This is a genomic window from Dokdonia sp. R78006 (assembly GCF_042466145.1).
Taxonomy (GTDB): Bacteria; Bacteroidota; Bacteroidia; order Flavobacteriales; family Flavobacteriaceae; genus Dokdonia.
In genome coordinates, this window is record NZ_JAXHBU010000001.1 from 1430410 (window position 1) to 1456927 (window position 26518).

Genomic DNA, 26518 nt, shown 5'->3' on the forward strand with positions numbered 1-26518 from the left:
ATTGAAAAAAATATAAGAATGATTTAGAAACAAAAATTACCATTATGATGTTTAGAAAAATTGTTTTGTCCGCTTTCGCGAAAGCGCAAACAGAAACCCCCGGAAACACAAAAACACAATGGGCAGATCACCTAGCAAATAGTCTCTGGTGTGAGTGTAATTATCAAATCTCAAGAAGAACACTTCTTAATTATTACAATAATTATATAGAAGATGGAGATAACGAAGAGCTATCGCCAAATGCAAAGATGATAGAGATGCTCTGTAAATACCTAGGCTACCCCAACTATGGAACATTTCTTTTGCATCAAGCAAGTATACAAAGTGTCGAAAGTAACGAGTACCCACAAGCGTTCACCTACACATTGCAGACAGAGAGCTACAAGGAGGAAGTGACTATACTTGTACGAAGGGAGCTAGTAGCTCCACGTAATGTGGCGTAACTAGTTGAGTTTATAATGGACGCTATTCTCTTCTAAAGTGTCAAGAAGTTCTTGGCAGATTTTTACTTTTATGCGCTTGCTGGGCATTTTCACAAAGAGTTTTTCAAGTGGTTCAAAGACTTGAAAGTGAAGTTTAGCCTCACCCACATGTAGGTCAAGAATATTCTTTATTTCTTCTATGCGAGCCTCTGCAACCTCATTAATATCGATATTAATGGTTAGTTTTTTTGCATTTGTTTCCATTACATCCTGCAATTGCTGGATGCTATTAAACTGCGTTCTTGGATCACTCTTTCTGCCAGTTTCTCTATTGGTAAAGCCATCCTTTATAAACACTTTTGCGTGTATGAAGCTATTAGGAATCAAAAAGTGACGCATCTTGAGGTACTCCTCTCCAAACATTCTAAACTCAAAGGTGTCTGTAAAGTCTTCTACTATAAAGGAAGCCCATCCTTTTCCATTTTTTGATACACGATGTTGTACATCAGATATTACACCGCCAAAGGTGAGCTCTCTGTTAATATAAGCTTCCATTTGGTGGAAGTTTGACACCGTTGCATTACAAAACGTTTCCATTTCTGTTTTGAAGTCATCTAGCGGGTGGCCTGAGATATATACTCCTACTACCTCCTTCTCACGTTTTAGTTTTTCCATAGTTCCCCATTCCTCACATGGAGGAACTTCTGGTTCTGGTATTTGAACTTCGCTAGATTCTCCAAAGAGACTTACCTGAGAGCTATTTTCATTTTCTTGGTAACGCGCACCATATTTTACTGCTTTTTCTAAAAAGGTAATGTTATCTCCGTCGTGATTAAAGAATTGAGCTCGGTGCGTGTCTCCATCCATTTCATCAAAACCTCCAGCTAGCGCTAGACTTTCGAAAGCTTTTTTATTTGCGGCTCGTAAATCTACGCGTCGTGCAAAGTCAAAGACAGATTTATAATTTCCATCCTTTCTATTTTCAACAATGGTCGCAACAGCTCCAGTACCTACACCTTTTACCGCACCCATCCCGAAACGTACAGCACCATTATCGTTTACTGTGAACTTTCTAAAAGATTCATTCACATCAGGTCCTAATACTTCAAGGCCCATGCGTTTTGCCTCTTCCATAAAGAACGTTACTTGCTTGATGTCGTTCATGTTGTTAGACAGCACAGCAGCAAGATACTCGGCAGGGTAGTGGGCTTTTAAGTAGGCAGTTTGATAGGCAATCCATGCATAACATGTAGAGTGTGATTTGTTAAATGCATAAGCGGCAAATGCTTCCCAGTCTTTCCAGATTTTTTCTAGTTTTTCTGGATCATGGCCTTTGGCAGAAGCTTGTTCTATAAACTTAGGCTTCATTTTATCAAGAACGGCAATTTGCTTCTTACCCATTGCCTTACGAAGTACATCGGCCTCACCCTTTGTAAAGTCGGCTAGCTTTTGAGAAAGTAGCATTACTTGCTCTTGATAGACAGTAATACCGTACGTTTCCTTTAGATACTCTTCCATGGCAGGAAGGTCATATTCTATCTCTTCTTCACCGTGCTTTCTCCTTACGAATGATGGTATGTATTCCATCGGTCCTGGACGGTAAAGCGCATTCATTGCAATAAGATCTTCAAACACGGTAGGTTTGAGAGATTGCATGTGCTTTTGCATCCCAGGTGATTCATATTGAAATATACCTACAGTATCACCGCGCTGGAAAAGTTCATACGTTTTTTCATCGTCAAGAGGAAAATTCTCTGGATCGAGATCTACGTCATGTCTATACTTGACGAGTTTTACAGTGTCTTTTATTAAAGTAAGGGTCTTCAGACCCAAGAAATCCATCTTTAGTAGTCCAGCCTCCTCAACTACCGAGTTATCAAATTGTGTTACGTAGAGATCAGAATCTTTAGCAAGTGCTACAGGGACAAAGTTTGTAATGTCACTAGGCGTAATAATCACACCACAGGCATGAATTCCCGTGTTACGTACAGATCCTTCAAGCTGTCTTGCTTGACGTAGCATCTGGCCTTCAAGATTATCGGCTTGTTCTAGGGTAATTAGTTCTTGTACTTTAGGTAAATCATCAGATCTAAAGGCACTGCGTAGCTCTGCATCTGTTTTGCCAAAAATCTTTCTAAGCTTACTCATCGTAGGGATAAGCTTTGCTATTCTATCTGCATCCCCTAATGATAAATCTAGTGCTCTAGAAGTATCTCGTATGGATGACTTTGCAGCCATGGTACCGTAGGTGATAATCTGCGCTACTTGATTTGCACCATATTTATCAATTACATATTGCATTACTCGCCCGCGACCTTCATCATCAAAGTCAATATCAATATCGGGCATACTTACACGATCCGGATTTAAGAATCTCTCAAAAAGTAAGTCATACTTAAGCGGATCAATATTTGTAATCCAAAGACAATATGCTGCCACAGATCCCGCTGCAGATCCACGTCCTGGTCCCACAGATACATCCATCTTGCGAGCCTCTCTAATGAAATCTTCTACAATCAAGAAGTAACCAGGGTAACCCGTCTTTTCAATAACGTCAAGCTCAAAGTCTAAGCGTTCTACCACTTCTTCAGAGAGCTCTTGGCCATATCGTTTTTTTGCCCCCTCGTAAACCAGATGTTTTAAGAAAGCGTTTTCACCGCGTTTTCCTCCATCTATGGCATCTTCTGGAGAAACAAACTCTGCTGGAATATCAAAAGCAGGAAGTAGGACATCACGAGCAAGCTCGTAAGATTCGATTTTATTTACTACTTCTTGTACATTAAGTATGGCTTCTGGTACATCTGCAAAGAGCGTTTTCATCTCATCTGCACTCTTAAAGTAGTATTCGTCATTGGGTAATCCAAAACGATATCCTCTACCACGACCTTTTGGTGTGGCTACTTTCTCACCATCTTTTACACATAATAAAACATCATGCGCATCTGCATCAGACTTATCAATGTAGAAGGTGTTGTTAGACGCGATAAGTTTTACATCATGCTTTCGCGAAAGCGAAATTAAAACAGGCATCACACGATCTTCATCTTCTTGCCCGTGACGCATGATCTCGACATAGAGGTCGTCGCCAAATTGTTCTTTCCACCAAATAAGAGCTTCCTCGGCTTGTTTTTCTCCTACATTAAGAATCTTACTTGGCACTTCACCATATAAATTTCCGGTAAGTACAATAAGATCTTCTTTGTATTGCTCAACAACTTGTTTGTCTATACGGGGAACGTAATAAAAACCATCTGTGTAGGCTATAGACGCCATTTTACAGAGATTTTGATATCCGTTTTTATTTTTGGCTAAAATGACAATTTGATATCCGTTGTCTTTTTGGCTCTTGTTTTTGTGATCAACACACACATTAAACTCGCAACCTATGATGGCTTTAAGCGGCACATGCTCTTCTGCTTCTCCAGCTTCTGTGAGTTTTGCGTTTTCCGCTTTCGCGAAAGCGTTATGACTTTTTACCGCTTTTGTAAAGTGAAAAGCACCCATCATATTTCCCATATCTGTCATAGCAACAGCGGGCATTTTGTGTAGTGCAGCAGCTTTTACAATATCTTGAACGCTTGCGGTAGATTGTAATATGGAGAATTGTGAGTGATTATGAAGGTGAGCAAACTTTACATCAGAAAGCTGTTCTTTATTTTCTTCTATCTCTGCCTTAGAAATCTCTGGAGTATCATCTTGAGCAGCGAGCGCTTGAGCAATTTTTGCAGAAGCTTTTTTAAGATTTATGTGCTTAAGCCCAATAAAAGTAATAGGCTGCGGATTAGATTGAGAGAATCTATCAAAATAATCTGGAGCAACATCTAGCTCTTCCTTTGTATAAACACGCTGGCGTATAAGTTCTAGAAAGCAACGTGTAGTTGCCTCCACATCTGCCGTGGCATTGTGAGCTTCTCCAAACCCTTCTCCAAACAAGTGCTTGTGTAGTTCTGTAAGTGTAGGTAGTTTAAACTTGCCTCCACGTCCACCGGGTAGCTGGCACAAGGTTGCTGTTTTTTCTGTACAAGTGTCTAGCACTGGTAATTCTTGTAAGTCATTACCTATGTTGAGTCTGTGAAACTCGGCTCCCATGATATTTGTATCAAAGCCTACATTTTGACCTACTACGTACTTTGATTTTGAGAGTGCAATATTGAATTTTGAGAGTACTTCAGAAAGTTCAATCCCGTCTCTTTCGGCAAGTGCTGTGGAGATGCCGTGTATACGCTCTGCATCATAAGGGATGTCAAATCCATCTGGTTTGATAAGATAATCTTGATGCTCTATGACGTTACCCATCTCATCATGCAACTGCCAAGCGATCTGAATCGCTCTAGGCCAGTTATCTGAGTCTGTAAGTGGAGCATTCCAATTTTTAGGAAGTCCTGTGGTTTCGGTGTCAAAAATAAGGTACATAGGCGTAGAAAAAGTGGATATGAAAAGTACTACATTTTAGTGCTTTTTACATGAGATTACGGCTATGAGTTATCAACTTTTATGCACAAAAAAAATCCAGCCATTATGGCTGGATTTTCAATTTTATCTGGGTTGCATAACATACTTATGCCCACTCTTCTAGAGTTTTTACTTCGTTCAATGCATTCTGGATGCTATTGCGCTGCTTCTCTAGTACGTTTCTTGTTGAGCTAGGAAGTGACGTCTCTGCGAGTACTTCGTTATATGCTTCTACTGATGCTTTTTCTCCACGAATTGCTTCTTCCAGTGTTGACTCATCGTCATCTGTAGAAAAGGCAGTTTTTACGTCCATCCATGCTCTGTGCATGTCTGCTTGGAAGCTTGTTCCCTTATCTACTTCTTGTCCAAAACTTCTTACTTCTTCTTTAATTTCATGTCCAAAGTTATATCTGTCTTGTGCACGATTTTGAAAAAAGTTTTTTAAGCCAGTATTTTTTACATTTTCTGCTGCTTTCTTGTAACCAGCTTCTGCATCATATGACTTAGTTAATAGGCTATTTAATTTATTTGCAACTTCTTCTGTATAGTTCATAATATATGTTTTTGTTGTTAGTGTTGATGTAAAGATATGAGCATAAAACACTATACATAAGTAGTTTAACTACCTTTAACCAGAAACATTTATAATTGGCTTCTTTTAACGTAAATCGATGTTAATTGTCTTAATAGTATGATAAGATAGGAAGTGATTGAAGCTGCTGTGAGTTGTTTGTTGCCATTGTAAAGACAATACATAAACTATACGCAGCGACAATCGATAGATAATTAAGAAGGTTATCTATAGCAGAGTGTTGTTTTTTGGTATTTAAAGTAATCAGTTGTTAGTTGGGCAAACTAAAATTAGGCGATATAATAGGATATCAGCTCTACTAATAATTAATGGTGAACGCACCATCAGTAATTGAAAAGCCTTGAGCAGTCATGAAGCTAAATGTTCCTACGGCAATGTTATTTTCTTGATCATTAGAAATAATCGTAATCTCGCCAGATATGGCATTTGAGATTCCAGAAGGAGTAGTATAGGCTGCGGAGAAGTCAGGATTTGTGCCTAGTGTATATGTTTCGGGGGTACTGTTTATAGGGAAACTTACAGCAATATTGGTAGAAGATGTACGGCCTAGAACCGTAAGAACATTGCCAGAGATAGCGTGATTAATAACTATAGAATTAAAAACCGTGGTATTAATGAGAGCTTCAAAATTATCGTTTATAACTTCAATTTCTGGCTCAATTACTACCGGAGTCAGGATAGGTACTTTGAAGAAAACACCTTTACTAAATACTACAGTATCTGCAAATGACGGAGTAAAAGCTATAAATTTAAAATCACCAGAAACTGCGTTGTTACCGTTAAACGAAAAGTCTAATAGACCGCTAGCTTGGGATGATGCAGTAGTAAATACCTTTCCATCTTTATTAATATAGGTAGCAACACTAGGGTTGTTCTGACCGCCGAAGGTAATTTGAGTTTGTGCTTGATTTTCTATTTGAAAGCTTATTACTTCTGCGCCAAGTTCTCCGCGTATCAATAAATCTCCGTCTTCGTCAAAAATTGCTCGACTGTCTGAAGTACGCAGTAATACAGTGTCGCGTACACCTTGCAGTGCAGGTGTATTATCTTCTATAGTACTACAAGAAATAAATGTAACAATAGAGATGAGAGCAAACAGTAGATTACGCATAATAAAAATTCAATAATAGAGGGCAAAAGTACTTTATATTAAAGATATAACGTGATGAGTGCCAGAAAAATTATAGTATATTTGCAGACTTATTTAAAAACGGGGTCGGGTACCCCACAAATTAACTTTTATGTCAGTTAAAATTAGATTACAAAGACACGGTAAGAAAGGTAAACCTTTTTACTGGGTTGTAGCAGCAGATGCTCGCGCAAAGAGAGATGGTAAATACTTACAAAAAATAGGTACTTACAATCCTAACAGTAACCCAGCAATCATTGACCTTGATGTTGATCTTGCTGTAACTTGGTTACAAAACGGAGCGCAGCCTACTGAAACTGCAAAGCGTCTTCTTTCTTATAAAGGAGCAATGCTTAAAAATCACCTAGCTGGTGGTGTACGTAAAGGTGCACTTACTGAAGAGCAAGCAGAAGAAAAATTCAATGCTTGGGTAGAGGAGAAAGCTGGTAAAGTAGAAGCTAAGAAAGGAAACCTTTCTCAAGCAGAAGAAAAAGCAAAAGCAGAAGCTCTTGCAGCTGAAAAAGCTGTAAACGAGGCTCGTATCGCAGCAGCTCAACCAGAAGTGGTTGCAGAGACTGAAGATGCACCTGCAGAAGGTGAAGCAGCAGCTTCAGATTCTGAAGAGTAAAAAATCTAGTGGAAGCGTTATGCTTTCGCAAAATTTTGAAAATGCCCTAATTTAATTATTGGGGCATTTTTTATGGTCTAAGTTTATTATTACTAATAGTAGCTGAAGCCTCTTATAAAATAAGCTTGCTGTGTGCGATTGCTTATCGATTAACTTTTACATCTTTTTATAAGATATCCCGTATTTTTACACCCTATGAAAAAAGAAGATTGTTTCTACCTCGGAAAAATAGTTAGAAAGTATAGCTTTAAAGGTGAACTCCTGGCTAAACTTGATACTGACGAACCAGAGATATACGTAGACATGGACTCTGTGTTTATTGATTTTGGTCCTAGTCTTGTGCCATATTTTATAGAGTCTTCTCAGTTACATAAATCAAGTTTGCTTCGGGTAAAATTTGAAGATATAGATACAGAAGAAGATGCAGATGATATGATAGGCGCAGGTTTATACTTGCCTCTAGACTTACTTCCTGAGTTAAAGGGTGATCAATTTTACTTCCATGAAGTGGTAGGATTTACTGCGGTTGATAAAGATTTTGGTGAGATAGGTACAATCACATATGTAAATGATAGTAACACGCAGGCCATTTTTGAAATTGACAGAGACGGTAGTCAAGTACTTATACCTATGGTAGACGAGTTTATCAAGAAAGTAGACCGCGAGAACAAGCAAATGCACTTCGAACTTCCTGATGGATTGATTGATCTATACCTGTAGATGTCTTTAAAACCTTTTCAATTTAAAGAATTTACGGTAGCTCAGGATCGCTGCGCTATGAAAATAGGCACAGATGGTGTATTGCTTGGCGCTTGGACCTCAGTGGCTCAGTATCCAGATAGCATATTAGATATAGGCACTGGTACTGGTGTTATCGCATTGATGCTTGCGCAACGCAGTGATGCTATGACCGTAGACGCTGTAGAGCTAGATGATAACGCTTATGAGCAGGCTACCGAAAACTTTGAAAATAGCATTTGGGGAGACAGACTCTTTTGTTACCATGCACATTTATACGAATTTGCCGCAGAGATAGATGATGAGTACGACCTCATTGTGTGCAATCCACCTTTTTATGCGGAGACGCTCAATGATGAGTCCACAGCGTTGCAGCGTTCACGTTCTACTAAGGATGGTGCGGCTATAGAAGCTAGAGAACAAGCACGCTCAGAAGAGTCAATGCCTTTTGAATTACTCGTAGGTGCCGTAGCAAAGTTACTATCAGAAGATGGGGCGTTTAGTGTGATTATTCCTCATGAAAGGGAAGATGACTTTATATTGTTATGCTCTCGTGCTGGTTTATTCCCATCTAGAATTACACGAGTGAAGGGGAATCCAACTTCGCCTATTAAAAGGAGTTTGATGGAATTCCGCTTTTGCGAAAGCGTGCCTAAAACCACAGAGCTTACTATAGAGCATAAACGTCACGATTATACAGATGACTACATTTCTCTAGTTAAAGACTTCTATCTCAAAATGTAGTAGGAATTTTGGGCAGTGAAAACGTTTTCGTTACTTTTACTACGCTAAAATAAATGCTATGAGACCAGATCTTTTTGAAGCTCCTGATTATTACAATCTAGACGACCTTTTAACAGAAGAACATAAGTTAATACGAGATGCTGCGCGTGCTTGGGTTAAGCGAGACGTTTCTCCTATAATAGAACAAGCTGCACAAGATGCAAAATTCCCAAAATCAATCATCCCTGGACTTGCAGAGATAGGAGCTTTTGGTCCTTATATTCCTGAACAATATGGTGGTGCGGGCTTAGATCAAATTTCTTATGGTCTTATCATGCAAGAAATAGAGCGTGGTGATTCTGGAGTGCGATCTACTGCATCTGTACAATCATCCCTAGTAATGTATCCTATATGGAAATATGGATCTGAGGAGCAACGTAATAAATTTTTACCAAAACTAGCTTCTGGTGAATTTATGGGTTCCTTTGGACTTACAGAGCCAGATCACGGGTCTAATCCTAGTGGGATGGTCACTAACTTTAAAGATATGGGGGACCATTATCTTCTAAATGGAGCCAAATTATGGATTTCGAACAGTCCATTTTGTGATGTAGCTGTAGTATGGGCAAAGAATGAAGAAGGGCGTATACATGGACTTATTGTAGAAAGAGGAATGGAAGGATTTTCTACTCCAGAGACTCATAATAAATGGTCGCTTAGAGCAAGTGCAACAGGAGAGTTAATCTTTCAAGATGTAAAAGTCCCTAAAGAAAATTTATTGCCTAATAAATCTGGATTAGGAGCGCCATTAGGTTGTCTTGATTCGGCACGATTTGGTATTGCTTGGGGAGCGATAGGAGCCGCAATGGACTGTTATGATACTGCACTGCGTTATGCAAAGCAACGTATCCAATTTGGGAAGCCTATTGCCGCTTTCCAATTGCAGCAAAAGAAGCTGGCAGAAATGATTACAGAGATTACAAAGGCACAGTTACTAGCTTTTAGATTAGGACAGCTCAAAAATGAAGATAGAGCTACATCTGCACAAATATCTATGGCAAAGCGTAATAATGTTGAGATGGCTATAAAAATTGCTCGTGAGGCACGCCAGATGCTAGGTGGTATGGGTATTACAGGGGAGTATAGTATTATGCGCCATATGATGAACCTAGAAAGTGTAATCACTTATGAAGGAACACATGATATTCACCTTCTTATAACAGGTTTAGATATTACAGGTGAGAATGCTTTTAAATAGTACGTTGCTCTGGAGTAACAATTGAAATATTTATACAGGAATAAACATAAAAAACCCGATTGTTACAAAACAATCGGGTTTTTGTATTCTATAAGTATTGAACTTAGTTTTCTTCAGGCATAAGGACAGATATAAAATACTTGTCATCTAGAAAACGTTGTGCTGCGTCTTGAATATCTTTTGCCGTTAGTTTTGCTACAGCTTTTTCAAAACCAAGAATGTAATTGTCATCACGATCTTCTTGATATTTACTTACAAGACTGGTGAGCCAGAAATTATTAGTTTTAATTTGCTCTTTATGCTGTACTAGGTAGGTTTCTTTAACCTTAGCAAGATCTTCTGGAGTCACGCCGTCTTTTTTAATTTTCTCTACTTCGGCGAGAGCGGCAGCTGTTAGTTTTTCTACATTTTCTGGACCACAAGGGAAAGAAATACTAAAATCCATATCAGAAAAAGTAATCTTACTTAACGATCCTCTAGCACCTACACCGTAGACACCACCTTCTTCCTCACGTAGTTTTTCAACTAGCTTAATTGTGAGAACCTCACCTAGTGCTTTAACAGCCATCTCTGTATCTGGATTATAGTCCATTTCTTCTCTCCATGCTATAGATACAGAACTCTTTGGGTCTTTGCCACGGTTTACAACAAACTTATCGTATGCATCTTTTTCTCTAAATTTTGTTGGTATATAATCTTCGTTACTTCCTAAACCTGGTAGAGGTGCTAAGTATGCTTTCGCGAAAGCGGAAACCGCCTCCTCTTCTACATTGCCTACAAAGAAAAAGTGGAAATCTCCGGCATCAGCATAACGCTCTTGATATTTTTTATAGGCCAGGTCATAGTCTGCAGCTTCATATTTTGCAGCAGTTGGGAATCCCGTGTAACGTGGATTTCCTTCTTGACGTCTATCGCTTACTTGACTTTGGAAGTAGAAATTAGGATTTGCCATTAGGTTACCTAAAAAGCTTTTTTGTTTTGAAACAAAAGAGTTGAATGCTTCCTCATCTTTATTGAGGTCTGTGAAGTATAAATGTACCATCTGGAAAAGTACTTCCAGATCCTTTGGTGCAGCAGATCCTCTAAAGTTTTCGGCTCCCTTTGTTAAGAAAGGTGACACATTAACAATTTTGCCACTCATAAATTTACTCATATCGGTAAGTGATAGTCCACCTATTCCAGCTTGTGAAAGTCCTTGGTTTGCAAAGGCTGTAGCTATTATTTCTTCATCAGAATATAAGCTTGTTCCTCCAGGGCTAAAAGCTGAAAATAGAATTTCATCATTCTTAAAGTCTGTTTTTTTGATAGTTACTTTTGCACCGTTTGAGAGTGTCATAGTCTTAGTTCCTAGATCTTTATTTTCAGTAGTAGAAACTATAGTTCCAGGAGCTGGCATTTTTTCAATAAGTGAGTTGCGTATTTCCTCATCTTCATAAGCTGTAATTTCCGCATTTTCCACCTCTTTAATAAGAGCGAGTACTTGTTCTTCTGTTACTTGAGTTAGACCTTCTTTTTCTGGCCCAGTGAGGGTGATTACACGGTTATCCTCGTGTATAAAGTAAGTAATAAGCTCACTTACTTCTTTAATAGTGATTCCTTCTAATAAATCTTTAGTGGTTTTAAACTGCCACTCAATACCTGGAATAGGCTGTTTGTTTAGGTAATTGCTTACGTATTGTCCTACGATACGTCCACTTTCTAGTTTATCTCTGTCGTTATATGACTTTTCTAAACGTGCAATTATACTCATTTTGGCACGGTCAAGCTCGCTCGGCTGAAAGCCATAACGCTTTACCCGCTCATTTTCCATTAGTAACGCTTTAAGTCCTTCTAGTTGACCTTCTGCACTGGTCTGTGCTATAGATTGGTAGGCATTTTTTGTACGTGCAAAGGTGCCTCCATAAAATGAAAATCCAAAAACAAAAGGGGGTTGAGCGCTATTTCTTAGTTCGCTCAAACGATTATTAATCAATTGAGAAAAAAGATTGCGTACTAGCCCTTCTCTAAAATCTCCAATTGTTTCTGAAGGTTCTGAATTTTTACGATCTTTATACATTACATTCACCCGGCTGAATGCAGCTTCCTTATCTGATGCAATGGCTATTAAAGTTTCCTTGTGATTAGGGAGTTGGTAGCTTTTACGCTCTTGAGCACTTTCTGAAGTTGGTATTTTACCAAAATGGTCTCTTATCTTTTGCTCCATTGTAGCCACATCTAAGTCTCCAACTGCAACGACGGCCATTAGCTCTGGACGGTACCACGTTTTGTAATAATTACGAACATCTTCGTAAGTAAAGTTTTCTAGATTTTCTTTGGTTCCTATAGGGAGGCGCTCTGCATATTTTGAGCCATACATAAGTTTTGGCAAAGTCTCGCGTTGCATGCGTTCATCCGCGCCAAGACGTAAGCGTAACTCTTCTAGTACAACTCCACGTTCTCCATCTATTGCTTCTTCAGATAAGGTAGTGTTGTGAGCCCAATCTTCGATAATCTGAAAGCCTTTTTCTAACTTTTCTGGATCATCACTAGGAATAGGCAAGATGTAGACGGTCTCATCAAAGCTTGTGTAAGCATTAAGATCTGCACCAAATTTTACTCCTATACTTTGTAGGTAATCTACAAGATCATTTTTTTTGAAATTCTCCGTTCCATTAAAGTTCATGTGCTCCATAAAGTGAGCAAGTCCCAATTGTCTTTCCGTTTCCATAATGGAACCAGCATTTACCGCGAGACGTAGCTCTACTTTATCTTCTGGTTTTCCATTATTACGAATGTAATAGGTAAGTCCATTTGAAAGTTTACCTACTTTAACATTAGGATCTACTGGAATCTTTGAAGTAGGGATGGATTGAGTTGTTGTTAAGTCTGCATTATTTTGGGCTAGTAACATGCCAGCGCTAAATAAAAGGCCTATTGATAAGGCTAATGTTTTTTTCATAATGATTGATGAATTTAATGTATAATTGATTGTCTCACAAAGTACTAGATATTTGCTTAGAGTCCAATAATTTTAAAAAAATTATAAGAAAAAACCCTAACACTTCTTAGTGAAGTATTAGGGTTATTCTACTTTAGAAGAAGTATTTTCTATCCGTTGATAGCTTCTACCATATTTATTTTTCCAGGTAACATTTGCTTAAGCATGTTTTCAATACCATTTTTAAGTGTGAATGTACTTGAAGGACATCCGCTACAAGCTCCCTGTAGAATTACAGAAACATTCTGTGTTTTTGGATCATAACCTTTGAACATGATATTTCCACCATCACTTGCAACTGCTGGCTTTACATACTCTTCAATAATATTTACTATTTCCTTAGAAATATCGTCTAAAGTCTCAAACTTTTCTTCGGCAATTGCTTCTGCTTGCTGTGGTGTTTTAAGTTGAGCTGCTGTTACAATTTCTTTTCCATCTTGGATGTAATCACGTATAAACTCTCTAGTTTCAGTAACAACTTCATCCCACTCTGCAACATCATATTTTTGAACAGAAATATAATTTTCATCAAAGAAGACTTCCTTTACATAAGGAAGGTGAAACAAAGCCTTTGCCATTGGAGCATTTGCCGTGTCATCTATACTTTTAAACTCAAAAGCTGTAGTTACAAGCTTCTTGTTTGCAACAAACTTAAGTGTTGATGGATTAGGTGTAGACTCTGCATAAACTGTTACCGGTATTTTCTTTGCAGCAACATCTTCTATAATAACAAGACCATTATCATTTAAGTAGTCTTCTATTTGATTTGCAACTTCTTGTTGTACATCTATCCACTCTACAATGTTGTACTTTTCTATAGCAACAAAGTTTTGAGTAATATATACTGTCTTTACAAATGGAAGATAAAATAACTGTTGAGCAAGCGGCGAATTTGCAGCTTCATCTATATTTTTAAATTCGTAGCTGTTATGATTAACTAGAAACTGATCTGCCTGAAATTTTTTAATAGCAGGGTTAGAAGTTCCTTCTACAGATATACTATATGTTGACATTGATAATTTTTTTACAAAGGTATGGAAGATGGAGCGTACTTGGTATATAAAGTATGGGTAATGGCTTTATGAATATTAACTCATTAAGTCCGTTATATTACAAATCATATATTTGCGTGTACTAGTTAATATTGAGGGTATCTACATCGTAGTTGGGGAGTTATATAGCGTGATGTATTGTAAAAAGTCCTATATTTGAGAGCTATGGAAGTATTGTCTTTTATAGATTTTACTCAAGTTTAAAGTATACAGTCGTAAGGGTCATAATATCTTCGATTTGTAGCCGTATAGAAAAAGAAAAGTCCATGAGTTTAAAGAAATCCTACTTTCTAATAGCATTGTTTTTTGCACAGTTTGCGATGGCGCAAGAAGGTATTCCAGTATATCTTGATTATTTACAGGATAATTTATATTTACTTCACCCATCAATGGCAGGAGCTTCTCAAACTACTAAGTTAAGAGGGACAGCTAGATCACAATGGGCAGGTGTAGATGATGCTCCAGCACTTCAAACAGTAAGTTTAAATGGTCGAGTAGGAGATAATATAGGAATAGGTGGTGTGCTTTTTAATGATAGCAATGGCTATTTTTCTCAACAAGGGGTGTATGCTACTTTTGCATATCACTTAATGTTAGGGCGTAACTATGTAGATTTAAATCAGCTTTCTTTTGGGATAAGTGCAGGAATTATTCAAGGTAAGCTTGATGAAACTAATTTTGACCTTACAGATTTTGATCCTATTATAGCTGGGATAGAGCAGAGTGATTCTTATTTAAATATAGACTTTGGAATGTCTTATAATTTTTTAAATTTCTCTACACATTTTACTGTTAAGAATGCAATCCCTGTGAAGCGTGATATTTTCAGTGAAGATTTTGAGCCTAACAACCAGCGTCGCTATTTAATATCTATGGCGTATACAATTTCTCCTAATTATTCTGAATGGAGTTTTGAGCCATCGGTAATGTTTCAAGCTACAGATAGTACAGGCGAAGCTACAATAGATGTAAACGGTAAGGCATATTATAAAACAGACTGGGGTAGATTATGGGGAGGTCTTTCTTATAGAAGAAGTTTTGACGGAGCAGAGTTTACTACTAATGGAGAATCTGTAGATAATCAAAAACTTCAGTATGTAACACCATTTGTAGGAGGTATGTATGATCGTTTTATGTTTGGATACACGTATTCATATCAAAGCAACTCAGTAGTGCTTACTAATGGTGGTTTTCACCAAATTACGTTGGGTATCAACCTTGGTAAAAACAAAGAACCTTATGATTGTAACTGTCCAGCTATCAACTAGCATTCGGTTAGCTATCTAGTATAGAATAAAAAAAATCCCTCGCCAGTCATGGCGAGGGATTTTTAGTTTTATAATTATAAGAGATTATAGCTCTTATTCATTTGAAGCCATTAGTGCTAGAAATTTATCAAGGTTAGGAAGAATTAAAATTCTAGTTCTTCTATTTCTTGACATATTCTCTTTACTATCATTTTCTACTAAAGGAACATAGCTACTACGTCCAGAAGCAATTAGTTTTGATGGATCTACATTGTGCTTAGTTTGCAGCTCACGTACGATTGCTGTAGCACGTTGTACACTTAGATCCCAGTTATCCTTGAGGTATGAGCCTTTCTTTACAGTACGACTATCTGTGTGACCTTCTACCATTACTTCTACAGCTGGTTCAGAATTTACAACGGCAGCAATACGTCTCAAAAGAGCATCTGCTTCCTTGCTTACTCTATAACTCCCAGAGCGAAATAGCATTTTATCTGAAATAGAAATCTGTACTACAGTATCATCTATATCTATATTAATGTCATCTTGTGCATTTGCTCCATAAACATCTTTATCAAGGTTACGTTTAAGTTTATGAGAAACTGCAAGATTCATAGAGTCCTCTAGTGTTTGTGCTTGCGCTAGCTCACTTGGATCTACATTTGCGAGTGCTGCTCTTAACTTCTGCTTTGTGTTTTCTGACATTACAGTACCATTAGTGGTAATCTCAAATTTAGCATCGTTAGAAGCTTGCAAATCAACGTTAGTGTCACGTAGAGAATTGATTTTAGTATTGTAATCATCCACACGTTGCTCTATAGCCGCATATTTTGCTTCTATTTCCTCTTTTTCAACTTTAGTTTTAGTCAAAGTAACTTTTGTAGTGTCATACTCAGATTGAAGCTGAGTGTATTTCTTCTTTGAGACGCAAGATGTAAGTGCTCCAGCAGTCATTGCAATAAGTAGGGTATTCTTTGTAACTCTTGAAATAATCATAAGTGTTTAGTTTAGTGTTTACTTCTTAGTTATACGGTGACAGGTTTTTGTATAGACGTTAAGGATATCATAAAGTAAAACATCTTGCATATGATAACATATGCAAGATGTTTGTAGTCAAATAGTTGAAGTGGTTATTCCCAGCTGTAATTTTTTAATCGACCTTGTTTTTTTATGGCATCCACTAGTGCGTTGCGAAGTTCATTGTCTTTAGCATTGGTTTTAGATTCAAGAAATTCTTTACGTTTTGTATTAAGATCAGCAATTTCTTGTTGTATTGCCATGCGTTGCTCTTTTTTCTTAGAAACGTACTTTTTTATTTCCTGTTCGGTTTTCCCTTTGAGTTCTTGAGGGAGACTAGTTTCTTTAAGCTCTACTATGATTTCTTCATTTTCTTCCATGGCATCTACAAGGTCCCAGCTAGTATTTTTATATAATCTAGAGCTTTTGCTCACTGCTCTTTTTACGGCATTTGCATTTCCATATGATTGTGCATTGCTGTCTTGACTATTTTGTAAGGCCATTTTAGAAGGGGCTAGATTACCATAACCTACATAGGTCTTATTAAGCTCCTCATTCTTGTGTAAGATTTTATTATCGTATGGAGATGGGATGTGCACTGTTGCTTTATCACTATTTATAGCAATATAATCTCCTTGTGTAAGGGATGCCCCATCTTTCCATTTAGTTTGCAAACCTTCATTATAATCACCGCAAAAAATTGTATTTATAGTGACATCCTTTCCACAGGCATTGCTGGCAGCATCTTGGTAACGCACTGGTCCTTGATCAAAAGGTTCATTACCAGCTATAAAAATAAGGTTGAGATCGTTTTTGTTTTTACCCCACTCTAATTGATTGAGCGAATTTTGAATCACATTACCGCAATATTCGTTTCCTCCATTTGTTGTGAGAGAAAAGAGGTTTTTAGAGATTTCATCCAGATCTGTACTAAAAGCACTCACCATACGTATATATCCTTCTCTTGCATTGAGCCTGTCATTCCCATATTCATAAAGAGCAATTTTAAGAGCTGGACGGCTTTCATTTCCGCATTTGGCTTCGGCTAGTTCGTTGACTAGCTCCCACAATTGTGCTCTAGCTTGATCAATCAACCCATCCATACTATTAGAAGTGTCTAAGAGTAGTGCTACTTTGATGGTATTTTGTACGGGATCTTTTTTTAATGATGAGGCGTGATTTTTTTCCGCTTTCGCGAAAGCGTGCCCATCCTCATTTCCGTTTGTGGCTAAGAGTCCGCTGTGTAAAGCAAGTGTTATTGCTAGAATAAAAAGAGTTTTCATTTGCTGATTTTTATGATGAATAGAATTCAAAATTACTAGTATGAAAAGTCAAATTTTAGATAGAATGAGGGAATAGGACAGATGAATGAGTAAACGACCCTGTGCGATTAGTGAAAGGAATGTTTTTATGGGTAAAACCATGAAAATGGGCGTGTTTGCTTCTTTTATGGTTTTAAGATGCTATTTTTTTAGAGTAAGTTTGACTACAATGAAAACAAGAAATTACATATTATTTATACTTCTTCTTTTACTGGGGTCGTACACAGCTCTTGCGCAACAGGAACGCGAGGCGGTTAGTAGGAGCACTAATAGAGTTTTTACATTGAAGGGAAGTATACTTGATACGGAGTATATGAAGCCTGTTGCCAAAGCAAATGTAGAGGTCACTGGTGGAGCTTATACCACCTCGGGGAGTGATGGTGAATTTAGAATAGCTGCCAAAGTAGGTGATGAGCTTGTGATACGTAGTGAAGATTTTGAGACGGTCTTTTACACCATAAAGGATCAACAACGCATAAAATTAGAAGTGAGACCTATAGAAAAAATAGTTGAGTTTGATGAGGTTTCAGATGTTCAAGCTCCTCCTATTACTTTTAACTCACTTATTAATCAAGCGACGTTAGTTTACAAATCAAATGCCGCAGCTGGTGTTGATAATGTTGCACAAGCACTTTCTGTCCCTACTATTACCACAAGTGAAAGAGCCAGAAGTTTCAAATTACTAGGAGATATTTATAGTCACTGGAAGCAGTACGATCTTGCGGTCACTAATTATAAGTTGAGTATTAAAAATGAGCCAAGTATTGCAGTAGAAATTGCGCTTGCTCAGGCATATTATGACAATAAGAACTACCAAGAGTCTATAAGACTATACACGAAGCTTGCAGAGAAGAAACTTACTGCAACACAACAAATAATTGTAAAAGAGGGGCTAGGTGATGCTTATGTTGCAACTGGAGACTACGTAACTTCTATTACAAATTATGAAGAAGTGGAGAAAAAAGTCACCCAACTTCAAAAGCCATCAGACGCAGCAAGACTAAATACCAAAATAGGTGATGCTTATGATCAACAAGGAGCACCGCAAGCTGCTGCTTTAAATTACTCTAAGGCGGCCGAGTTATCTAATATCGAAAAAACAGAGTCTGCTGTAAGAGCAAAGACAAAAGTAGCAGATTATTATAGTAGGAATAAATCTTATGATGCAGAGATTGAACTACGTAAATCCGCAATAGAAGATATGAATCTTGTTGCACCAGATTCTATAGCTAATGATGATGTGATAACAGTACAAAAGCAAAATTATAAAATAGGATTTGCACTAGCGGCACAAAATAAATACGAAGAGTCTATTCCTTTTTTAGAGAAGAGTATAGAAGAAGCACGTGATAAGGAAGACCTCATAGTCGAGAAAAATGCAAGGCGTAGACTCTCTGAGGTATACCGCGATAAAGGTGATATCGATAAAGCCAAAGAAGCTTATGAGGCATATAAAAATATTGTAGACCTTAGTTATAGCCGCAAAGAGCAAGAAATCTCTCAAGCAACGCGCTTTGCAAAGGATATTACCGAAAAGCAGAATAGAATTATTAGTCTTGAAAAAGACAGACAACTTAATGAGAGTCGATATCAGCTTGCTTTCCAAGAACAAGAACTTGTAGAGGCTAGAGATACCAGGCAGAAAGTAATAATTGGATCTCTCATACTGGTTACGGCATTATTGCTGCTTACTGCATTCTCTATGTATAGAAGTAGTAAGAAGCAGCAATACGCAAATAACCTCCTTGCTCTCAAAAGTTTGCGATCACAAATGAATCCGCATTTTATTTTTAATGCATTGAATTCGGTTAATAGCTTCATAGCAACTAATGATGAACGTACTGCCAATAAATATCTTTCAGATTTTTCTATTCTCATGAGAGCCGTGCTAGAGAATAGTGAGGAAGATTTTATACCTCTGTCTAGTGAGATAGACCTTATCAAGAGGTACACGATGCTAGAGCATTTTAGATTCAAAGATCGCTTTGATTATGAGATTGAGGTAGATGAAGCGCTAGATGTAAGCTCCTTTATGATTCCACCTATGTTATTGCAGCCTTATGTAGAAAACGCTGTGTGGCATGGAATGCGCTACAAAGAAGAGAAAGGTATGCTGCGCATTAGTTTTGATCAGAAAGATGAGAATACAGCAATAATAACAGTATCAGATGATGGGGTAGGGCGTACACGTAGTAAAGCATTAAAGACTGAGAATCAAAAGAAACAAAAATCTAAGGGAATGGGAAACATTAAAAAGCGAATTGCTATTCTCAATGAGATGTACGGTGATCGTATTGCTGTCGCGGTTTCTGATGTTTTTGATAATGGAGAAGGAACAAAAGTGACGCTCACGCTTAAAAAAGTATAATACATGAAACTCAAAACCATTATAGTAGAAGACGAAGAGACTAGTAGAGAGATCTTACGTAACTATCTCACTAAGTACTGCCCTAAAGTTGACATTGTAGGTGAGGCAGAAAATGTTGATGAAGCGTTGGTATTGATAAGAAATCATGAACTTGATTTAGTTTTTCTAGATGTAGAAATGCCTAAGGGAAATGCTTTTGATTTACTAGAGCAAGTAGGCGACCGTAGTTTTGAGACGGTTTTTGTAACGGCATATAATCAGTATGCTATGGATGCGCTTAATACGCATGCTTCGTACTATCTATTAAAGCCTGTGTCTATAGATGAGCTCATAAAGGCGGTAGATTATGTGAGTGAGGTAAAGACAAAAGAAAATGCTTTAGATAATAAAGTGCTCACTGCACATACCATTGACAAGCAAGGTAAAATCACTATTCCAGTACAAGATGGTTTTGAAGTACTATCTGCACAAGATATTTTATATTGCAAAGCAGATGATAACTACACAGAGATTTTTCTGAAAAATGACGAGAAGAAATTGGTAAGTAAAACACTTAAATTTTTTCAAGATGCGCTTACAGATTTTGGATTTGCACGTGTTCATAAATCATATTTAGTGAACGTAAACGAAATCACCGCCTACAAAAAGGGTAAAGGAGGAAGCGTCGTGTTGAGTAGTGGGAAAGAGGTAATGGTTTCTGCTAGTCAAAAAGCAAACTTACTGACCTATTTTCAATAATTAGGTAAGCTAAAAATCAAGTTTCTTGATAGTGATATCAAGTGGAGGGGTTACGCTTTCGCGAAAGCGTACTAATACTTTTTCTAAAATACTCGGATCCCCATTTGTAAATAATTGATGATTTCCATTCGTAGCAGTATTGCAGGCGTTTATTTCTGTAAGAACAGATTTGGTCTGGCGGGCGACGGCTAATCCGGAATCTATGATAGTAACCTCTGCAGGTAATAACTCAATTAGAAGCGGGATGAGGTATGGATAGTGACTACATCCTAAAACGAGATAATCGATCTCTTGGGCAATCATAGGAGCAACATATGACTCAAGGAGTTTTCTTAAAACAGAACTCTCAAGATCTCCCTTCTCTATAAGCGGCACAAGGCCTTCTCCTATGACTTCTATAACTTTAGTTCCCTTTGTCCACTTCTCTGAAGTATCTTGAAACAGAGTGCTGTTTAGCGTTCCTTTGGTCGCTAGAATACCAATTGTCTTATTTTTAGAATTGAGTGCCGCAGGCTTTATGGCAGGTTCAATACCTATGAATGGGATGTCATAATTTTTCCTGAGGTAATCAATGGCGTTTGTGGTTGCGGTATTGCAAGCAACAACAATAATTTTTGCGCCTAGTTGTATAAGCTTTTCTGTGTTTTTTACAGATAGCGCAATTATTTCCTCTTTTGATTTTGCGCCATAAGGTGCATGCTTACTATCGGCAAGGTATATGGTGTTTTCATACGGTAGGTGTGTGACTACCTCTTTCCAGATGGAAGTGCCTCCTATACCACTATCAAAAAGTCCAATGTTACCTTTATCTTGCATGTATCTAAAATAAAAAACTGCCCTTTAAAAAGGGCAGTTTTTAATATTTGTTTTCGCTTAAGCGAAAGAATATTTTAAAATTATATTCCTAAAGAAGCTTTTGCGTCTGGCATTAAATCATAACCATCTGCCATGATAACTCCTGCAGCTCCAGGTGTAGAATCAAGTACGAATTCAAAACCTTTTGCTCTAGCAACTTTTTGAATAGCTAATCTTGCTTTTTCAATAATAGGCTTGATGAGTTCTTGCTCTTTAGTTTGAAGTGTTTGTAATGCCGTTTGTTGGTACTTTGCAATGTTAGTACGAGTTTCTTGAACTTCTTGCATGCGTCTTCCATTTTCCTCATCAGTTTGAGTTTCTGCCTCACGGTTATAACGCTCGTATGTTTTTTGAAGTTCTGCACCCATTGCAGAAATTTCTGTATCATATGATTTCTGTAGCTTTTCTAGCTCAGACATTGCATTCTTATATGTAGGCATAGCTTCTACAAGAGACTGTGAGTTAATGTGTGCAACTTTGCTTTGTGCTTGCATAGCGCTACTCATTCCTACGATAAGTGCAATCGCTGCTAATACTTTTGTAAACTGTTTCATTTTAATCTAATTTGAGTTAAGTGTAATAATTAATAAGGGTTATCTACCGTCTCCGTCATTTCCATTTTGTGCTGGAGGCGTAGTTTTCTTTTTCCTTGCTTCTAAAATTGAATCTCTTTTTGCCTTTCTTACAGCAATAATAGAATCTTTTTTTCTTTTTCTATCTGCAATTGCAGCTTCTTTGGCTGCTTTAGCATTTGCAGGATCCGTGCCTAATGTTGGCGTGCCTCTTCCGCTAGATGTTGTGGTTTTTGCTTCACGTACAGCTTGTATAGAATCTTTCTTGCGCTGGCGTTCTTCAAGTAATAACCTTCTTCTTTCTTGAAAGGCCGCTTGGCGTTCTGCTTTTTGCGTTTCTCTATCTTTATTACGGGCTTCAAGAGCTGCATCACGTTCGGCAGTCTTTGCGTCTATTGCTCGTTGTCTTTCTTGACTGGCTTTATCTTGCTCTACTGTTTTTGCCTCATCGATGTCAAAATCTCTCTCGTCTTTCTTACTATTGATTTGATTACGTTTTGCAGCTCTAGTAATACTTCTAAGGACTTGGTCACTTATATTAAGTCTGTCTGCCGTATACAGCATCATTAAGTCTGATGATTTATCAAAAACAAGGTCAAATTTCTTTGCTGCAGATATTTCTTGTACAGCGTTAAATACTTGATCCTGTACTGGCTCAACAAGTTGTCTTCTCTGGATTGCTAAATCTCCACCTGGACCAAAACGTTTTTGCTGGTATTCTAATATTTGATCTCTTTCAAAAGTGATTTCTTCATCACGTTCTTCTATAAGCTCTTTTGTGAGTAATGCTCTTTCATTATCCAGTTGCTTTTTCATTGCAGCAACCTCTTCAAGTTTAGTTTCAATCTCACCTTTCCATTTCCCTACCTTGTTATCTAGCTGTGCAGATGCTTCTTGGTATTCAGGAACATTTTCAAGAATATAATCCATATCAATGTATCCTATACGCACACCACTAGCTCTTTGAGCTTCTAGTGAAGTAGATAACAACATTGTTGCGATTAGTAAGAGAAAAACATGTGTCTTCATAAGTTCAGAATTGCATTAGAAATAATCGTGCCAAAAATTAGAACTGCTGACCAATAATGAAGTGTGTCTCCCATCCATTTGCTCCTACAGTACCAGGAATTGGGTCGAATCCATATCCAAAATCCAATCCTAATAAACCAAAGGCTGGCATAAATATACGAATTCCTGCTCCAGCAGATCTACTCAATTGAAACGGGTTATAGTCTCTAAAATTGTCATAAGACGATCCAGCTTCTGCAAAAGTTAATGCATAAATAGTTGCCTGAGGATTAAACGAGATAGGGTAGCGAAGTTCTAAGCTGAATTTATTGTAGATAGTAGCACCATCATTTGCTTGATTTGTGCTAGAAAGCGCTGCTCCTCTATCAATAGGAGTCACCGCTTGGTTAGGATAGCCTCTAAGTCGTACGATCTCTCTACCATCTAGTGAGAAACCACCTAGACCATCACCTCCTAAGAAGAAACGCTCAAATGGAGGTACACCTCTGTCTTGATTATAAGCTCCAAGCCATCCAAATTCAATCCCAGTTTGTAAGACAAATTTGCCAACGAGCGGAGTATACCATTTACCATCAAATTTTACCTTGTAGTATTCTAGCCAGTTAAAACGCTCTTGATCTATTTCTCCTACGGTTTTACCTGTACTGCTAACGCCATCTGCTAGTGCTTCATCACGCTCCACAGCTAGGCCTTTATAATCCACACCGTTCCAAGCTGAGTAAGGGAGTGTAAGTTTTGCTGTAATGCTTATGTCTGATCCGCCAGTAGGGAATATAAGTCCACCAAATACTTCTCTTCTACCTAAACCTATTGTATATGCTAAGTTTTCTGATGATCCATCACCAAAGGTGAATAGTCCTGTGTTGTAGTTTTGTAAATCAAAATGCTGGAAACTTATAGCGTGTGATAAGCTAAAGTTGCGATCTGGCCATGAAAGACGTTTTGAGAGCCCAACAGAACCACCTGTGATTAAAAACTTTCTATCCTTGTCTACACGATCGCTAGCATTACCACTGTTTACTCCGGTAAAGAGATATTGAATCGTATGTGAAAAAGATGTAGAAAATTGTACTGGTTGTTTTCCGCCAAACCATGGGTCTGTAAGTGAAGCACTATACGTTTGGAAAAACTGACTTGCTTGCGCTCTTAAAGAGAATTTTTGACCATCTCCCATAGGAAGAGGTTGATATGCATCCTTATTAAATATGTTCTGAATAGAGAAGTTATTGAAAGAAAGACCTAGCGTTCCTACAAAACCACCACCACCAAAACCTCCTTGAAGCTCTATCTGGCTGGCACCTTGCTCTACAACATTGTATTCTAAGTCTACAGTACCTCCTACGGCATCAAAGTTATCAAAATTAGGAGTAAGCTGTTGGGCATCAAAAAATCCTAATTGACCAAGCTCTCTAATAGTTCCAACAACTGCAGCTTTACTATAGCGCTGACCAGGCTTAGTAAGTAATTCTCTATAAATTACCTTATCCTTAGTTTTGTCATTACCTTTTACGGTTACTTTATTAAAATAAGCGAGTTTGCCTTCAGAAATACGAACCTCGAAATCTATAGTGTCGTTTTGGACACTTGTCTCTACTGCATTAATATTTGAGAAGAGATAACCACTATTTTGGTAAAGGTTTGCAATGTTATCTGAATCTGGATCTGTATCGTCTTGAATACGTTCTTTTAAGAGAACTCCATTATATACATCTCCTTTGAAAAGCCCTAATTGACGGCTTAATTGCTCATCTGTGTAGACAGAATTTCCTATAAAATCAATGTCACCTATGTAGTACCTATTACCTTCTTCTACGTTCATTTCTATCGTAATACTCTTCTCGTTATTCTTGATGATAGTATCAGAAACAATTCGTGCGTCACGGTATCCTTTTTCTTTATACTTATTAATAAGTGAAACTTTATCTTCTTCGTAATCTGCTTTTATAAATTTAGATCGCTTCCATACGCGCCAGATTTTCTTTTCTTTGGTACTTTTCATAGAGCCTAAGAGGGTTCCTTCTTTGAGCTTCTCACGTCCTATAATATTGATATCAGCTATTTTTACACGCTCTCCCTTATCAATATTTACAGTCATATTGACTTTGTTTGCACCTATACTATCTACAGTAGGAACAGTATTGATAAAAACTTTTGAGTTGAGATATCCTTTCTTTTTGTAATTGTTCTCGATATAATTCTTGGCTGTTGTCTCTAGGTTTTCTGTGACCTTTGCGCCTTTATTAAGACCATTGTCTTTGATAAAGTTGGCTCCTTTTTTCTGTTTGATCCCTTTAAATCGTACTTCATTAAGTTCTGGAACTTCTTTGATATCTAGTTGTAAGTCAACCTTGTCTCCATTAACGCCAGTAACATATAAGTTAATGTCTGAAAAGAGTTCTAGTCCCCATAGCTTTTTGATTACATCTGTAATCTTTTGCCCAGGTAGAAAGATACGTTCTCCCACTCGGAGTCCTGTAAATGCAATTACAGTGTTCTCATTATAAGTAGAAACCCCACTTACTTTGATGTCTGCAATTTCATATTTAACTTCGGGGTCTAACGGTAATTGTCTTTGCGCTTGAGCAAAAGTAAAGCTCAAAAGGGCTAAAAAAATCATCCATTTGCTTGTCACTTTTGAAAAAGTAGATGCACTATTTAATTTGTTCACTTGTCTTTCCAAATCTTCGTTCTCTTTTCTGATAATTGTAAATAGCGTCATGTAAATGTTCCTTTCTAAAATCTGGCCACAGTATTTCTGTAAAATAAAACTCAGCATAGGCTATCTGCCACAACAAAAAATTACTAATTCGTTGCTCTCCACTTGTGCGTATTAACAAATCTACATCCGGCATGTCATGGGTGTAAAGATGCTCATTTATACAAGACTCATCTATTTCAGCTGGCGAAATTAGGTTATTTTTAACTTTATCGCTTATTTCTTTGACAGTTTTTATTAGTTCTTCTCTGCTGCCATAACTCAATGCAAGTGTAAGTTTAAGCCTTTTATTGTTTTTTGTTTTTTCTATAACTTCATCAAGTTCTCTTTGTGCTTTTTTAGGCAAAGAGCTAGTGTTTCCAATGGTGTTGAGGGAAACATCATTGTCTTGTAGGGTTGAAATTTCTTTTTTTAAGGAAGACACAAGCAGGTTCATGAGAGTATCTACTTCTGCCTTAGGGCGGTTCCAGTTTTCTGTAGAAAAAGCATAAAGAGTTAGGTAAGGCACGCCAAGTTCGGCTGCGGCTTCCACCGCTTCTCTTACTGCTTTAGACCCTTTCTTGTGACCTACAGCTCTAAGAAGGCCTTGTTTTTTTGCCCATCTGCCATTACCATCCATAATAATAGCGATGTGCTGGGGCAATTTTTCTTTATTAATCTGGGCAAGTACGTCCATTATATTC

The 26518-nt window shown here is 37.6% G+C and carries 20 protein-coding genes; 8 read left to right on the top strand and 12 right to left on the bottom strand.

What is annotated here, in order from left to right; genetic code table 11:
* The first annotated feature begins 44 nt into the window (after window positions 1-44).
* Entirely contained in the window at window positions 45-443 is a 399-nt protein-coding gene (locus tag SJY37_RS06510) for a hypothetical protein (RefSeq protein WP_298322564.1), read from the top strand.
* On the opposite strand, the gene dnaE is transcribed toward SJY37_RS06510, so the two are convergent.
* From dnaE to SJY37_RS06525, 3 genes are all read right to left on the bottom strand, one after another.
* Window positions 444-4835 carry a DNA polymerase III subunit alpha gene (dnaE, locus tag SJY37_RS06515; RefSeq protein ID WP_298322561.1) on the bottom strand — a complete coding sequence of 1464 codons (4392 nt, stop codon included), beginning with the start codon at window positions 4833-4835 and terminating at the stop codon, window positions 444-446.
* Window positions 4836-4980: 145 nt separating this feature from the next.
* Window positions 4981-5427, bottom strand: a complete 447-nt coding sequence (locus tag SJY37_RS06520) for a PA2169 family four-helix-bundle protein (protein ID WP_298322558.1) — start codon at window positions 5425-5427, stop codon at window positions 4981-4983.
* 337 nt (window positions 5428-5764) lie between these two features.
* Entirely contained in the window at window positions 5765-6577 is an 813-nt protein-coding gene (locus SJY37_RS06525) for a DUF6252 family protein (RefSeq protein WP_298322554.1), read from the bottom strand.
* Between the two features lie 130 nt (window positions 6578-6707).
* Between SJY37_RS06525 and SJY37_RS06530 the strand changes: the two genes are divergently transcribed.
* From SJY37_RS06530 to SJY37_RS06545, 4 genes are all read left to right on the top strand, one after another.
* Window positions 6708-7223 (top strand): 30S ribosomal protein S16, encoded by a 516-nt coding sequence (locus SJY37_RS06530; protein ID WP_298322551.1) that lies wholly within the window; start codon window positions 6708-6710, stop codon window positions 7221-7223.
* Between the two features lie 195 nt (window positions 7224-7418).
* Entirely contained in the window at window positions 7419-7943 is a 525-nt protein-coding gene (gene rimM, locus SJY37_RS06535; RefSeq protein WP_013750339.1) for a ribosome maturation factor RimM, read from the top strand.
* Window positions 7944-8705 (top strand): tRNA1(Val) (adenine(37)-N6)-methyltransferase, encoded by a 762-nt coding sequence (locus SJY37_RS06540; RefSeq protein ID WP_298322547.1) that lies wholly within the window; start codon window positions 7944-7946, stop codon window positions 8703-8705.
* A 58-nt stretch (window positions 8706-8763) separates the two neighbouring features.
* On the top strand, window positions 8764-9942 hold the full coding sequence (locus SJY37_RS06545) for an acyl-CoA dehydrogenase family protein (protein WP_298322544.1): 1179 nt from the start codon (window positions 8764-8766) through the stop codon (window positions 9940-9942).
* A gap of 103 nt (window positions 9943-10045) precedes the next feature.
* Here SJY37_RS06545 and SJY37_RS06550 read toward each other — a convergent pair whose 3' ends face one another.
* Both SJY37_RS06550 and SJY37_RS06555 read right to left on the bottom strand, forming a co-directional pair.
* Window positions 10046-12880, bottom strand: a complete 2835-nt coding sequence (locus SJY37_RS06550; RefSeq protein WP_298322540.1) for a pitrilysin family protein — start codon at window positions 12878-12880, stop codon at window positions 10046-10048.
* 149 nt (window positions 12881-13029) lie between these two features.
* Window positions 13030-13932 (bottom strand): NifU family protein, encoded by a 903-nt coding sequence (locus SJY37_RS06555; RefSeq protein WP_298322537.1) that lies wholly within the window; start codon window positions 13930-13932, stop codon window positions 13030-13032.
* A gap of 305 nt (window positions 13933-14237) precedes the next feature.
* Here SJY37_RS06555 and SJY37_RS06560 point away from each other — a divergent pair, with 305 nt between their 5' ends.
* Window positions 14238-15239 carry a type IX secretion system membrane protein PorP/SprF gene (locus SJY37_RS06560; protein ID WP_298322534.1) on the top strand — a complete coding sequence of 334 codons (1002 nt, stop codon included), beginning with the start codon at window positions 14238-14240 and terminating at the stop codon, window positions 15237-15239.
* A 93-nt stretch (window positions 15240-15332) separates the two neighbouring features.
* Here the strand turns inward: SJY37_RS06560 and SJY37_RS06565 are convergent, their stop codons facing one another.
* Window positions 15333-16214: an OmpA family protein gene (locus SJY37_RS06565; RefSeq protein WP_298322531.1), complete on the bottom strand. Its 882-nt coding sequence runs from the start codon at window positions 16212-16214 to the stop codon at window positions 15333-15335.
* Window positions 16215-16348: 134 nt separating this feature from the next.
* Window positions 16349-17518 (bottom strand): VWA domain-containing protein, encoded by a 1170-nt coding sequence (locus SJY37_RS06570; protein WP_298322528.1) that lies wholly within the window; start codon window positions 17516-17518, stop codon window positions 16349-16351.
* A 208-nt stretch (window positions 17519-17726) separates the two neighbouring features.
* Here SJY37_RS06570 and SJY37_RS06575 point away from each other — a divergent pair, with 208 nt between their 5' ends.
* Together SJY37_RS06575 and SJY37_RS06580 are read left to right on the top strand one after the other, a co-directional pair.
* Entirely contained in the window at window positions 17727-19925 is a 2199-nt protein-coding gene (locus SJY37_RS06575; protein WP_298322525.1) for a histidine kinase, read from the top strand.
* A gap of 3 nt (window positions 19926-19928) precedes the next feature.
* Window positions 19929-20663, top strand: a complete 735-nt coding sequence (locus tag SJY37_RS06580; RefSeq protein WP_298322522.1) for a LytTR family DNA-binding domain-containing protein — start codon at window positions 19929-19931, stop codon at window positions 20661-20663.
* A gap of 9 nt (window positions 20664-20672) precedes the next feature.
* Here SJY37_RS06580 and murI read toward each other — a convergent pair whose 3' ends face one another.
* The 5 genes from murI to SJY37_RS06605 form a co-directional block, all read right to left on the bottom strand.
* The gene (gene murI / locus SJY37_RS06585) at window positions 20673-21479 is read right to left on the bottom strand and encodes a glutamate racemase (protein WP_298322519.1); all 807 of its coding nucleotides are present in this window, start codon (window positions 21477-21479) and stop codon (window positions 20673-20675) included.
* 80 nt (window positions 21480-21559) lie between these two features.
* The gene (locus tag SJY37_RS06590) at window positions 21560-22072 is read right to left on the bottom strand and encodes an OmpH family outer membrane protein (protein WP_298322516.1); all 513 of its coding nucleotides are present in this window, start codon (window positions 22070-22072) and stop codon (window positions 21560-21562) included.
* A gap of 39 nt (window positions 22073-22111) precedes the next feature.
* Window positions 22112-23119, bottom strand: coding sequence for an OmpH family outer membrane protein (locus tag SJY37_RS06595; RefSeq protein ID WP_298322513.1), 1008 nt, complete (start codon window positions 23117-23119; stop codon window positions 22112-22114).
* Between the two features lie 37 nt (window positions 23120-23156).
* Entirely contained in the window at window positions 23157-25838 is a 2682-nt protein-coding gene (locus SJY37_RS06600; RefSeq protein ID WP_298322510.1) for an outer membrane protein assembly factor, read from the bottom strand.
* Window positions 25771-26511 carry an isoprenyl transferase gene (locus SJY37_RS06605; RefSeq protein ID WP_108877766.1) on the bottom strand — a complete coding sequence of 247 codons (741 nt, stop codon included), beginning with the start codon at window positions 26509-26511 and terminating at the stop codon, window positions 25771-25773. Before SJY37_RS06605 ends, SJY37_RS06600 begins: the two co-directional genes overlap by 68 nt.
* Between the last annotated feature and the right edge of the window lie 7 nt (window positions 26512-26518).

Coding starts and splice junctions, on each gene's coding strand:
- SJY37_RS06510 (WP_298322564.1), top strand. CDS start 45: ATGATGTTTAGAAAAATTGTTTTGTCCGCTTTCGCGAAAGCGCAAACA.
- dnaE (WP_298322561.1), bottom strand. CDS start 4,835: ATGTACCTTATTTTTGACACCGAAACCACAGGACTTCCTAAAAATTGG.
- SJY37_RS06520 (WP_298322558.1), bottom strand. CDS start 5,427: ATGAACTATACAGAAGAAGTTGCAAATAAATTAAATAGCCTATTAACT.
- SJY37_RS06525 (WP_298322554.1), bottom strand. CDS start 6,577: ATGCGTAATCTACTGTTTGCTCTCATCTCTATTGTTACATTTATTTCT.
- SJY37_RS06530 (WP_298322551.1), top strand. CDS start 6,708: ATGTCAGTTAAAATTAGATTACAAAGACACGGTAAGAAAGGTAAACCT.
- rimM (WP_013750339.1), top strand. CDS start 7,419: ATGAAAAAAGAAGATTGTTTCTACCTCGGAAAAATAGTTAGAAAGTAT.
- SJY37_RS06540 (WP_298322547.1), top strand. CDS start 7,944: ATGTCTTTAAAACCTTTTCAATTTAAAGAATTTACGGTAGCTCAGGAT.
- SJY37_RS06545 (WP_298322544.1), top strand. CDS start 8,764: ATGAGACCAGATCTTTTTGAAGCTCCTGATTATTACAATCTAGACGAC.
- SJY37_RS06550 (WP_298322540.1), bottom strand. CDS start 12,880: ATGAAAAAAACATTAGCCTTATCAATAGGCCTTTTATTTAGCGCTGGC.
- SJY37_RS06555 (WP_298322537.1), bottom strand. CDS start 13,932: ATGTCAACATATAGTATATCTGTAGAAGGAACTTCTAACCCTGCTATT.
- SJY37_RS06560 (WP_298322534.1), top strand. CDS start 14,238: ATGAGTTTAAAGAAATCCTACTTTCTAATAGCATTGTTTTTTGCACAG.
- SJY37_RS06565 (WP_298322531.1), bottom strand. CDS start 16,214: ATGATTATTTCAAGAGTTACAAAGAATACCCTACTTATTGCAATGACT.
- SJY37_RS06570 (WP_298322528.1), bottom strand. CDS start 17,518: ATGAAAACTCTTTTTATTCTAGCAATAACACTTGCTTTACACAGCGGA.
- SJY37_RS06575 (WP_298322525.1), top strand. CDS start 17,727: ATGAAAACAAGAAATTACATATTATTTATACTTCTTCTTTTACTGGGG.
- SJY37_RS06580 (WP_298322522.1), top strand. CDS start 19,929: ATGAAACTCAAAACCATTATAGTAGAAGACGAAGAGACTAGTAGAGAG.
- murI (WP_298322519.1), bottom strand. CDS start 21,479: ATGCAAGATAAAGGTAACATTGGACTTTTTGATAGTGGTATAGGAGGC.
- SJY37_RS06590 (WP_298322516.1), bottom strand. CDS start 22,072: ATGAAACAGTTTACAAAAGTATTAGCAGCGATTGCACTTATCGTAGGA.
- SJY37_RS06595 (WP_298322513.1), bottom strand. CDS start 23,119: ATGAAGACACATGTTTTTCTCTTACTAATCGCAACAATGTTGTTATCT.
- SJY37_RS06600 (WP_298322510.1), bottom strand. CDS start 25,838: ATGACGCTATTTACAATTATCAGAAAAGAGAACGAAGATTTGGAAAGA.
- SJY37_RS06605 (WP_108877766.1), bottom strand. CDS start 26,511: ATGGACGTACTTGCCCAGATTAATAAAGAAAAATTGCCCCAGCACATC.